Annotated in this window: 6 protein-coding genes; 5 read left to right on the top strand and 1 reads right to left on the bottom strand. The window is 40.1% G+C overall.

Annotated features, from left to right (window positions below):
• Positions 1-66: 66 nt before the first annotated feature.
• The 3 genes from P20480_RS08715 to P20480_RS08705 are packed head-to-tail and all read left to right on the top strand — an operon-like array spanning position 67 to position 8,101.
• Positions 67-5,862 (top strand): SpvB/TcaC N-terminal domain-containing protein, encoded by a 5,796-nt coding sequence (locus P20480_RS08715; RefSeq protein WP_008129840.1) that lies wholly within the window; start codon positions 67-69, stop codon positions 5,860-5,862.
• Between the two features lie 16 nt (positions 5,863-5,878).
• Positions 5,879-7,645, top strand: coding sequence for an RHS repeat domain-containing protein (locus P20480_RS08710; protein ID WP_008129843.1), 1,767 nt, complete (start codon positions 5,879-5,881; stop codon positions 7,643-7,645).
• A gap of 12 nt (positions 7,646-7,657) precedes the next feature.
• Positions 7,658-8,101, top strand: a complete 444-nt coding sequence (locus tag P20480_RS08705) for a hypothetical protein (protein ID WP_008129844.1) — start codon at positions 7,658-7,660, stop codon at positions 8,099-8,101.
• 441 nt (positions 8,102-8,542) lie between these two features.
• Here P20480_RS08705 and P20480_RS08700 read toward each other — a convergent pair whose 3' ends face one another.
• Positions 8,543-10,579: a glycoside hydrolase family 97 protein gene (locus P20480_RS08700; RefSeq protein WP_008129845.1), complete on the bottom strand. Its 2,037-nt coding sequence runs from the start codon at positions 10,577-10,579 to the stop codon at positions 8,543-8,545.
• 162 nt (positions 10,580-10,741) lie between these two features.
• On the opposite strand from P20480_RS08700, the gene P20480_RS08695 reads away from it, so the two are divergent.
• Together P20480_RS08695 and P20480_RS08690 are read left to right on the top strand one after the other, a co-directional pair.
• Complete coding sequence (locus P20480_RS08695; protein WP_033025471.1) at positions 10,742-11,368, top strand: methylamine utilization protein; 627 nt, start codon at positions 10,742-10,744, stop codon at positions 11,366-11,368.
• Positions 11,358-12,590: a hypothetical protein gene (locus P20480_RS08690; RefSeq protein ID WP_008129847.1), complete on the top strand. Its 1,233-nt coding sequence runs from the start codon at positions 11,358-11,360 to the stop codon at positions 12,588-12,590. Before P20480_RS08695 ends, P20480_RS08690 begins: the two co-directional genes overlap by 11 nt.
• Positions 12,591-12,640 lie beyond the last annotated feature (50 nt).

Genomic DNA, 12,640 nt, shown 5'->3' on the forward strand with positions numbered 1-12,640 from the left:
TCTTGTACCCCTTGTTTTTTTACTATATTGCTAAGCGTTTTTTGCTTTCCTGCAAGCTCTATGGGGATGTTTTATCCAGTAGAACCAATAACAATTAATCCAAAAGCTCCAACAGCTTTCGCATTTACAAAAGATGAGAGTTCAATCAGAATTTCTTGGAGTTGGGGAAGCTATGATGATGGTGGAGGGTTGTTATATGGTAGTGGTAGTTCATCGGCAGTAGCACTTCCGTGCAGCGGTTTTTGCGATTCAGAAACCACTTTTTCGGTCGAAGTATCTGAGGATGATAGTTCTTTTAGGGTAGTAGCAGAAGGGTTAAGCTACAAGAGTTATTACTTTTCATTAGCGGGATATAGCAAACACGTATTTAGGGTTCGAGCTGTAAAAAAAATTAATGGCGAAAATAAGTACAGTGATTATTTAGTTAGCCCTCCCATAATAGTTCCTGAAGTAAAAAAACTACCTAAGCCAATTATTGCTCCGTCGACAAGTACTATTCGGTACAACACTTATGTTTCAATTACTTCTGAGCCTTCTGCAACAATATTTTATAAAACTATTGGTTTAGGTTCATCATGCTCAAATCTTGATGGTTGGAAGGTTTACAAAAATGCATTTAAGCTTTCTTCGTCAGCTAATGTATGTGCTAAAGCTAATAAAAGCGGGTGGAAAGATAGTGACACACAATCTAAAAGTTACACTTTGCAATTAGAGCCTCCAATCTTTAATGTAACAACTCCATTAGTTGATGGCGCCAAAGTCTCAATTTATTCTCAGCAAAATGCATCTATTAAATATAAATTAGTTTCAAGAGGAAGTAGTTGTACAAATGGTTCTGTAAATTCTTATTCGTCACCAATTACTCTTAGAGCAAGCCAAAAAGTGTGTGCTTATACAGTAAAGGCTGGTTGGAAAAATAGCGACACTGTAAGTAAAGACTATTTACTTAAATTAAATAAACCATCTATTAAACCTGACTTAAATAAAGTGACAGCTGGCGACAATATAACGATAACCTCCAATCAAAACGCAACTATAAAATATAAATTAATATCACTTAATGCTAGTTGTACTAATTCAGGCTGGCAGTCTTCTGCTCCTGTTTTTTCTTTAACTCAGAGCAAAAGAGTGTGTGCAAAAGCAGTTAAATCAAATTGGAGTGACAGTGACATAACATTCAAAGACTTTACTGTTTTGTTAACCCCACACTCGACACTTACTACACAGACCCCAAATGATGCAAGTAACTTTATTGACACCGTTGCTCCTAGTAGCCAATTAATAGGTACCTTGGAGGGGCAAGCTGGTGTAAGTGGTGGCGCCTCAACGTATCATATTCCAATCCAATTACCGCCGGGCAGAGCTGGCATGCAGCCTGAAGTATCACTTAATTATTCATCCCGCAGTGGTAATGGTATTGCCGGAATGGGGTGGTCGCTATCTGCTAGCTCAAGTATTACAAGGTGCGCAGCCACATATGCACAAGATGGCTTCATGCAAAACCCACAATATAATAGTAATGACAGGCTGTGCTTAGAGGGTCAGCGTTTAATTAATACATCAGGTAGCTATGGAAGCTCAGGGACTGAATATCGTACTGAAATAGATAGCTTTGTGCGTGTAACACAAAGTGGTTCACTAAATGGCTCATCTACATGGTTCAGAGTTGAATATAAAAATGGCCGAGTTGCTTATTTTGGTAAAGACGCAAAATCACGGTTAGTTCATAGTGGTAAAACGGCTACTTACTCTTGGTTAATGCAGTATCAACACGATGCAACAGAGAACAACTTTATAAACTATGAATACGGTGACTTTGGTGTTAGTGAGAAGCTTTTAACTGGTATTTATTACACTAAATCGAGTGCTAATATAAGTAGTTCTGGCGATAAAATGATCAGCTTTGTATATCAATCAAGTTACAAATCAGGTTTTGGTTATGTATGGGGTGGCAAATACGAAAACACACAGAACCTTGCTAGGATAGATATCATTCCAGATGACTCTACGGAGAGTGTCGAGAAAAGTTACCACCTTATTTATGATGAGCATTATTTAAGTCGCCTAGAGCTGTGTAAGTCATCCACTTGCAATACGGGCAATCAATTGGCTGCTACTGATTTTGCATGGAATATAGAAGAGCTTTCTTTTAGTAATACCGATGACCATCCTTATGCAAATGTTGCGATAGAGCCAACAGATATGGTTTTGGCTTCAGGCTCATTTTATGACACCAGCAGCGATTATACTGGTGATGGTCTGAATGACATAAAAATGCTTGAACAGGTGCAAGAAATTGCAGGTAATCAAACAACTTTTGATATTACGAGTTTCCCTGACTATTCCCAGTTTAATAATGGTGCTGTGAATGTTCATAAAATTAGTGGTTATATCGATTATAACTTGAATGGCATCGCTGATTTTGTTTATTTAGACTCCAATTTAAAATTATCTATTGTTGAGCTAAATCGTGAGACAGGAGCTTATGAGGATGTCTTTTCTACAAATATCCCTGCGGCGTGTGATTTGGTTGTCGTTAATGATGGTAGATATAATCCGATGAGTGAGCCTTGTAATAGTTTTGCTCAAGACATGAACAGTGATGGCTACGCGGATTTTATCATCCAAGATAGAGCGAATGGCCAGCTCAAAGTTTACCTTAGAAACACCGATGCTACAGGTAAGCCTATTAGTGGCTTCATTCATATTGGTAACGTAGCCTTAAGTATTCCTAAATTTAGTATTGCTGATATTAATGGGGATGGTACACCTGATGTTTATTATCCTGATTTTGGGAAGTGGGTTGAGCTCTCTGTAGCAGGTAGCACATTGTTATTCACTAATCATGATTTAGGAATAAATCCTGACTTCTTTCCTTCGCGTATGAAAAAGGCTATATGGCTTGATGTCAACGGGGATAACTTACTTGATATAATGACGTTAAAAGAAGATGGGTCAACGAACAAGTTGTATTGGTTTATGCACCTTAATTTTGGTGGCGGGCAATTTTCAACAGGATCAAACACAGGGCTACCAGAGTTTAATGTGTGGGCTGATGCACGTGAAAATACATATGAAGAGTCGACAATTAATAGCTTTGTACAAGTGTTTGATTATGATAATGACGGGCGAATGGATATTCTTGCCCCTTATAGAAGAGCATATGCTTACCATTGTTGGGATGCAACCAACAATCAAGTTTGTTTAATTAGGGATGAAGATACAGGGGAGCGTAGTTATTATCATAAATATGATGTGTGGACTTGGCGTGTTCTTAAACCGAACGAAAATGGTTTAACATTTGAAGAGATAATATTACAAGCCGATGGTGCAGATTTATTAGGCGGCTTAGCAACAACGAGTGTTGTTGATGTAAACGGTGATGGCTGGCAAGAAGTAGTTACAGCTCTTGGCTTTAGGCAACATTCTTCAGATACATCTTGCGGTGTACAAATACCTTATTCAAGCGGTCGTTTTTATTGTTATCCTGATGCAGCACCTGATGCGGGGATTTATACATATGCATTAGAAGGTGGGACAAGTCGGACGTTAAAACGCATTGATAATGACTTTGGTTTAGTGGCAGAGTTTGAATACCAACAACTTGGCCGCAATGCAAACTTGAGTACAGGTATTTACAGTGTTAATAATGCGCCTTTAGCTGATGTGACATTGAGAAAGCTAGGGTCTTCACAAAAAGTTGTTGCTAAATTTAAGCAGCCGAACGGGCTTGGTGAAACACGTAGTAAGCAATACCACTACATTGATGGTGTTTACCAAACGCAAGGCCGTGGTTTTATGGGTTTTAAATCAATTATAGAAAAAGATGTAGATCGTGCTTTAGTCACTCAAACTGATTTTGAGCAAATTTTTCCGTATCAAGGCAAGCTAAAGCGACAAGCTACATTTAGCGAAGATGATTATGCAACAAGGGGAAGCGGGCACCTAGGTATTAGTGATAATGAAACCTATGCGGTAAGTTATTCAAATACTGAGTGGCAAGAGAACTCAACTCACAGTGTAACTGACGTTTATAATTTATACCCAAATGAAACTACACAAATTACTCGAGATTTAGTTACTAAACAAGATCTAACACGCATCGATAAAAATATTACTAGGTTAGATCAATATGGCAATGTAACTGCATCATCTACGCAAGTTGAAGACGCTTGGGGTACGTATACCACAAGTGAAACACGCGAGTATGAGGGTAACGAAAGTAACTGGTGGTTAAATAAACTTAATACTAAAATACAAACTATAGCTCGTGTAGCTGGGCGCAGTACAAACGACCCAATAACGGATGCAGACTTAGATCAAGAAACGAGCATTAGAAGTGAATACAGTAATTACCATGGTAGTAGACAGCCACAAACAATAACAACTACAGCAACACTTGGTGGCTCATCATCTGGTTATGGGAGTGAAATAGATACTATCTATAATGCCTACGGCCTTCCATTATCTGTTAGTCAAACCACAAAAGTGCGTAATAGTAGTGGTAGTTGGATCGACCAAACACGTACAACTTCAACCACCTACAGTAAAGACGGAACTGTTGAAGCTACTGACGGTTATTTTCCATATAAACAAACTAATGCTAAAGGGCATATTAGCTACACCGAAGTAAACCCTGCAACAGGGCAGATAACCCAAACTCGTCAGCAGCTTAGTAGCAATAGCTATCAAGTGACAAACTTTGGTTACGATGATTATAACCGCCCTTACAGTATTCAGACTGATGGCAGTCCGGCCCGTTACAGTGCAATGCAAACACCTGACGCACAAGCACCAGCTAATGCAATAATACAAGTGTTAAATGTCTCAGCAGGGCAGCCTATGCAAAAAATCTATCTAGATGCGCTGGGACGAACATTACGTACAGCTGTGCAGAATTTCGATGGTGACTGGGTGTTTAGTGACGTTAATTATAACAGCCTTGGCTATAAAACGTTTGAATCTATGCCCTATAAAGAAGGAGGTGCAGTTTATGGTACGTCATACACCGAACACGATGCACTTGGCCGCGTAATCGAAAAAGTAACCAATCAACATTGCGGTAACATGACTACTAATTACAGCTACAGTGGACTTAAGACAGATATTGAGGTCTATGATAGTTGTTATGGCATCACCTTGGATATGTCGCGTACCTACAATAGCCTTAAACAGCTTATGCAAACGGTGGATGCTGATAATGGTGTTACTCGTTACAGCTATAATAACCAAGGCTTACCTATTGTTATTCAAGATGCTAATGGCAACAACATAGAGGCAACCTACAACGGCTTAGGCCAAAAAACACAGGTGGATGACCCTAACCAAGGCGTCACTAATTTTGAGTACAACGGCTTTGGTGAGCTGCAACGAGAGGCACGCGTTGGCAGTAAAACATTGACTTATGTCACCGACGTATTAGGCCGTGTAACGCGGCGCACCGCCACAGGTGAAAATACATTAACGTATACCTATGACAGCGCAACGTATGGTTTAGGGCAGTTAAACCAAGCCACAGGCAATGGCGTAACCAAAACCTACACTTACGACAGTCGCGGTCGCCCAAGCGGTCAAACCATTGCAGGCAGTGGTAAAAGCTATACCACAACCACCTTCTACGACAGTAATTATGGCCGCGTAAAAGGGCTGCGTTACCCCAACAACCTCACACTTGAATACAGTTACAATGACGTAGGCTATCAAACGCAGGTAAAAAATGCGGCTAGTGGTTATGTGTATAAAAATATAACTGAATTCGACATATTTGGTAATGGCTCTCAAAATACGCTAGGTAATGGACTCACTGAAAATACTGCTTACAGTAACAAAAGTGGGCAAATGCTCCTAAAAACAATAGACTAAAAATAATAGCAACATTATGAACATCGATTACTCCGCGTACGATGGTTTTGGTAATTTAAAAGCAGTTGATATTACGACAGGTAATATTGGCAATCAGCATAGCTTTAGTGAAACTTACAGCTACGATGCACTACACCGTTTAGAGAGTAATGCCGTTAATGGTATCAGCACAATCAACTATAGCTATGATGCGGTGGGTAATTTGTTATCAAAATCAGACTATGCAACGCAGTATGATTATGAAAACGGCGTAACAGGCGGGCCCAATGCAGTAAAACGTGTTTATCGCGGTGGTTGGAAGTCGTTTGGTTATGATACGAGAGGCAACATGACCAGTGGTGATGGTTTAACCAGCGCTGCCTATAACGCGATGGATAAACCCACACAAATAGTAAAGGACGGTAAAACTCTCAATTTTACTTATGGCCCGCAGCATATGCGCTTTAAACAAGTAAATGGCAGCGTGACTACTTTTTACAGTGATAAATTATATGAAGAAGAAGTTACTGGCACAAAAACCACCTGGCGAGCTTACATAGACGACATTGCCGTAATAAGCCAAACCACTAATGAGGGCGCAACCATCCGCTATACCCACCGCGATCGCCTAGGCAGTGCGCGGGTATTTACCGACCACAACGGGCAAGTAGAATCAGAGCGAAACTACGACCCATTTGGCAAACCACGTTTAGCCAGTGGTGGATTAAAATCATTTGGGGCTTCAAAACTAGATGATTTGGCGGATGCAAAAACGAATCGAGGCTTTACTGACCATGAGCATTTAGATAGTGTAGAGCTAATCCATATGAACGGTCGGGTGTACGATTATAACCTAGGTCGGTTTATGAGTGTTGATCCTGTTATTCAAAGCCCAACGAATAGCCAGAGTATTAATCCTTACTCGTATATAATGAATAATCCTGTGAATGGGCATGATCCTTCAGGCTATGAAGAGGAGCCTCTTGATATTGTGATAACTTGCGCTCCGGATCCTTGTGCAAAGGAAGAACAAAATAACCCTAGTAATAGCGCAGCATCTGGAGATACGAGTCGAGATGGTAATAGTGATAACCCTAGTGCACCCATAAACAATACACCTAGTAATGGAGCACCAAATAAACAAGAGAAAGCGCGAGCTACAGGACCAAATTTACCAGATATAAACTCACCGAGCGAAACTGCTAATAACTTAAGTGACTTTACTTCAGGAAGTATAACGCCTATATCAGGTAGTCGTGCCTTTGGCTATCTTAAGTCAGTAGTTAAGACAGCATCATTTGATATTTTGTACGGAAATAGTTCGCGACTTCCTTGGTTACATCCATCTCCACAAAGTGTTGCTGATATGGATGCATATGAAAAAGAAGCAGGGTGGGAACAGTATGCTACATTAATAATTCCTGGAACTTTGGCAAGTAAAGCTCAGCAAGGGATAAGAGCATCATTTTCTATACCAATAATTAGTCCTACTTTCGCCAATTTGCAAGGAATTGCGAAAGGCTTTCAAGCGCATCATATTTTACCTAGGTATTTAGGGAAAATGTTAGGGTACACTGAAAGTATGATGAAAAATCATCCTGCTACAATGATAACGCAGTTTTCTCATACAGGTGCGGGAAATCCAAAATCCATGCACAGTGCAATTAGAAAGTACCTCCCCCCAATGGTTGGAGGTAAAAAAGCTGAATATAGTTCAGAACAAATAAGAACAGGGTTAGAAAAAGCGTATAATGATTTAGGACGGCCTGATTTATATCGGTCAATTGAACATCTGATACAATAAGGTTGATTAGATTTGGATAAGCAAGTTTATGATTTAAAAGAAGAAGACATTAAAGGGTGTCCAGTGTGGTATTTCCCATTGGATGACTCAGTTGAAGATGAACTTACAGTACGTCCGCTTAAAAAAGAAGACTATTTAAATAATTATCAGTTGTTAGTTCGAACTAATTTTGAAGATAGTTTAGGTAATATTTACATGGGATATGTTTATTGGGATAAATCTAATTCAGTTGAATATATTCAGCCAGTAATATTCACTAATAATGACGAGTGTATCAATTTATGGAACGGTATGATTGAAGCTACATGGGAAGATTATAATAATGAACAGCAAAAAATAAGGAATTACTTCCCTATTAAATATACTTCTCAGTGTTTCTCTAATTTACCATCATTAGTTGGTACACTGGATGGTATTTACTATTTAGCAGGTAATAAAATTAAATGTAAACCTTAATGAATTTATCCTTTGAAAAATTAACAGGGTCAGGTCTTGCATCTTGCAAACCCCTTAAAAGTCTACAAACTGGTACTATAATTAGCCTCGTTTTTAAAGTGATTAGGGTCAAATCTTGACTTCAGACATCAAAGATCTAAATTTATGTCTACAGCTAATTGCTTATGGGGTCAGGTCTTGTTTTTTGCTTTTTAGCCGACTAGTGCTTAATCTTTAGTTATTAATTTACTAACATAGATAGGTAAAAAAGTGGCTAGGCCGTTAATATTAGAGTTCGAAGGTGCTTTGTATCATGTTACGTCGTGAGGGAATGAGCGAAGAAGGCGGCTTACGTGCACAAATTTATCTGCCTATAAAAATACAAAACTCTGCACAATAACCTGTGCAGAGTTTTGTATTTGTAACACTTAAATATCTGTAAAACTGATATAACCGTGAAGCCTAAAGTGCTTTAAAGCGGATGGCAGTGCCGCCGCTTGTTGCTAGTTTTAAAGTTAGCTTATCGTTTGCACTAACTACGCGCTTTTCGATATCTAAATCATACGGCTTGTTTTTCCATTCAGCGTTTTTGCCGTCTTGGTATATATGCGCTTCAAACTCTTTACCCTTTTCTAAAAAGTCGAGTTTTACTTCAATAGTGCGGGCTTTTTCGTCAGTCACTGCACCTAAGTACCAATCGTTTCCTGAGTATTTATCGCGTTTTCGTTCTTTACGAGCGAATACAATAAAGTCGCCCACCTCGCCATCAAGCGCAATACTCTGCTGCCAATCGGTTGGTACATCTTGAATAAACTGAAAAGCATCGGGTTTAGCTAAGTAGTTTTTAGGTAGGTCGGCAGCCATTTGAATCGGGCTATACAGCACAACATAAAGTGCAAGTTGCTTGGCAAGCGTTGTTTGTGGGCGGTTTGTATCATCGCCTAAGCCATTAAAGCCCATATCAAATATACCGGGAGTAAAGTCCATTGGCCCTGCCAGCATACGGGTAAACGCAAGCATAGGGATATGCTCTGGCGGGTTAGGCGGTGTGCCCCATGCATTAAACTCTTGCCCACGTGCGCCTTCGCGCGCAATCCAGTTTGGGTAGGTACGGCGCAGGCCAGTGTCTTTTATAGGTTCGTGAGTGTTGATACTAATTTTATGTTTAGCAGCGAGCTTTACGTTATAAAGGTATTCGTTAACCATAAATTGACCGTCGTGCCACTCATGGCGGGCAATGCCGTTTTCATCTATGCGTTTTATGTTTCCGCCATCGGCCACATAGCCCGTTTTAACTTGGCTTACGTTTGACTTTTCGTAAAGGGCAAAGGCATCTTCCATTTGATTGCGATAGTTAGTTACATTGCCTGAGGTTTCGTGGTGGCCAATTAACTGCACCCCTTTTTGCTTACCGTAGCGGGTAAGCTCCTCAATATCGAAGTCGTCGTAGGGTTGTGTAAAGCTAAACACATCGCCATTAAAAAACCAGTCGCCATCCCAGCCTATGTTCCATCCTTCTACTAGCACGCCGTCAAAGCCATACTCTGCGGCAAAGTCCATGTAGTATTTGGTTGTTTGAGTTGTAGCACCGTGTTTTTCACCACTGCCCCATGTTTGCGTATTTATATGCATACCCCACCAAATACCGACGTATTTACCCGGTTTTACCCACGAAACATCACCTAATTTATTTGGCTCATTAAGGTTTAAAATAATATCGGAGTTAATCAGGTCGACTGCTTTACTGCCTATTTGAATAGTACGCCACGGTGTATTAAATGCGCCTTGCTTTTTTACTGCAATGCCGTCAGACCACGGTGTTAAATCAGCTTGAAAAACACCTGGTCGACGCTGGTTAAGGGTCATACCTGCATAATCGACAAGGGCTGCTTCGTGAATGCTAACGTGTACGCCCTCTTTGTTTTTAAACGTAAAAGGGGTGTGTACTAAGGGAGCGTCGTTAACTGGGGTGGTGTTATAAACATATTCGTAACGGTTCCAGCCTCGGGCTGGGATCCACCACGCTGTTGCACTTTGGCTGTCGGTAATGGCAAATTCGGTAAGTTCTTTTGTGATTTCTATATTTTCAAAACCGGGTTGCTTGGGTACTTCGTATCTAAAGCCCACGCCGTTGTTAAAGGCTCTAAATTTAACAGTAAATACGCCGCCTTGTGGTTTTTTAAATGTAACAGCAACTTCGTTATGGTTGTCGGTAACGGTTTGTCGCTCGCCCCAGGGTTGTTGCCACTGGGTGTTTTGTGTGTTTTGTTGTGTGTGGGTTATTTTAAAACCTTCGCTAAAGGGGGCTTGTTGTTTAAATTTAAAACCAAGCGCGGAGCTATTAATAACCGGTTTGTTTTTAAAGTCGATTGAATAGCTTGGGGTCGTTAATTCGTCAGAAATAGTTATTTTAATATTGCCGTTGGGCGATTGTAATGTGGCTGTTTGTGCAAAACAGCTGCCCGAAAAAGCGAAAAGCAAAAGTGCTGATGTTCTCATTTAAGAGATCCTTACTGTGTCAGTGTGACTTATCAGAATAAAGGCTGTTGTTAACAAATACGAATATCTACATACGTATTCATTTATCAATAAAATAGAAAGAAATAAGTCACCTAATAGGTCTATACTGTAAATAATTTGAAAAATAAGAATAGTAAGATGATGTTCAAATATTTAACGTTAATTATAGTCATGTTATTAACTTGGCAGGCGCAAGCGGTTTCTATCACGGTTAACAATAATAAAAACGAGCCTATGGCTGATGCCGTGGTGTGGCTGACTTCTGAGGTGCTTTCTAGTCAATCCAGCCAAGCGGATACGCTTTATTCTATGGTGCAAAAAGATAGGGAGTTTACACCGCGCATTTTAGTTGTACCACAAAATGCAAAAGTGGAATTTCCAAACGCCGATTCAATTTTGCATCATGTGTATTCGTTTTCTGAGGCAAAAACGTTTGAATTAAAGTTATATAAGGAACAACCCAAGGCGCCATTAGTGTTTGATCAAACCGGTGTTGTTGAGTTGGGATGTAACATTCATGACTGGATGCTTGGTTATATTGTGGTTGTTGATAGCCCTATTTTTGATATTACCGATAACAGCGGACATGTAAATTTAACCGTAGAGCCAGGTGAGTACACACTTAATGTGTGGCATTCTGGGTTTGGCGATATAAGCCATGTTGAGTCTAAAAAAGTAACCATAGGGCAAGCTCCATTTATTTATAAAGTGAAGCAAGCCATAACCGAGCAGTTTGATTTTGCTACGGATGAATTTGATGATTATTAACCACATGCTCAAATATGCGGTTGTGAGTGGTGTGCTTTTATTTAGCGCGTCAATCAGTGCACAGGTTAAGGGGCTGCTACAAGTGCGTGCAGTTCAAGGTGATGCGCTAAAAAGTTTTCAAGACGGAGGCACCGGCTTATACCGACACGATGCTAAAAGCGATGGGGTTTTATTATCGCAAGGTATTATTGACGTGCGCGCCGATTTAGCAACAAGTTGGTCTGCTCATGGGGTGTTAAACGTTAATCAGGACCCTGATGTAGGTTTAGGTTTAACACAAGCCTATTTTACATATAAACCATTAACTAGTAGCGCTTATAAGTGGCATGTACGAGTGGGTGGGTTTTATCCGCTAATGTCGTTAGAGAACCCAGATATTGGCTGGACATCTCCTTACAACTATACCAATTCAGCAATTAATAGTTGGATAGGTGAAGAGCTTAGAACCGTTGGCGCAGAGGTAACAATAAAACGCCCCGCTAAACGTTTTAACAGCCCGCATAGTTTTAGTTTAGTGGGGGCAACATTTAAAGGTAACGACCCTACAGGCACGCTGCTGTCTTGGCGTGGCTTTGCCATGCACGACAGGCAAACTACATTTAACGAAGGTATTAGGTTTGCACCCGTTGCAGCACTTAGCGAATATGCATTGCGTTGGCAGGCAAATCAGGTTTTACCATTTGAAGAAGTTGATGGGCGCTTTGGTTATTACCTTGGTGTTCACTGGGATTATTTAAAACAATCACAATTTAGAGTTTATTATTACGACAATAATGGCGATCCAACTAAACTGAACATTAGCTCAGGACAATATGCATGGAATACACGTTTTACCAGTGCTGCATGGTTATATAAATTTAATAATAAAATGCGTTTTATAACACAGGTACTAAGCGGTAAAACCGAAATGGGGCATAGCAAATTAATAGATAACGACTTTTATAGCCATTATTTAATGCTAAGCCATAAAGAAGGTAAGCATAGAGTATCGTTGCGGTACGATTACTTTAATGTAACCGATAACGACACGACGGTATTTGACCCAAATGCAAGCAATGGCGAAGGGGTAACAGCCTCTTGGCGTTACGCGTTTAGCAAACATGGTCAAATTGGTATTGAAGGCTCAGCACTAAAAAGTTTTGTAGACAATAGAGCTGCAATGGGGCTGCAGCAGCGAGCTTCGCAGCAGCAAGTAATGATTAACACGCAATGGAAGTTTTAGGTTTTATCAACCTACTGCAATTTTAGGTTTAATTTGTAAGAGGCGTTTAG

The sequence above is a fragment of the Pseudoalteromonas sp. BSi20480 genome (assembly GCF_000241365.1).
GTDB classification, from domain to species: Bacteria; Pseudomonadota; Gammaproteobacteria; order Enterobacterales; family Alteromonadaceae; genus Pseudoalteromonas; species Pseudoalteromonas marina.

Bases quoted from the DNA above. Each gene is read 5' to 3' on its own strand.
- P20480_RS08700 (WP_008129845.1), bottom strand. From the start codon at position 10,579: ATGAGAACATCAGCACTTTTGCTTTTCGCTTTTTCGGGCAGCTGTTTT.
- P20480_RS08695 (WP_033025471.1), top strand. From the start codon at position 10,742: ATGTTCAAATATTTAACGTTAATTATAGTCATGTTATTAACTTGGCAG.
- P20480_RS08710 (WP_008129843.1), top strand. From the start codon at position 5,879: ATGAACATCGATTACTCCGCGTACGATGGTTTTGGTAATTTAAAAGCA.
- P20480_RS08715 (WP_008129840.1), top strand. From the start codon at position 67: ATGTTTTATCCAGTAGAACCAATAACAATTAATCCAAAAGCTCCAACA.
- P20480_RS08690 (WP_008129847.1), top strand. From the start codon at position 11,358: ATGATTATTAACCACATGCTCAAATATGCGGTTGTGAGTGGTGTGCTT.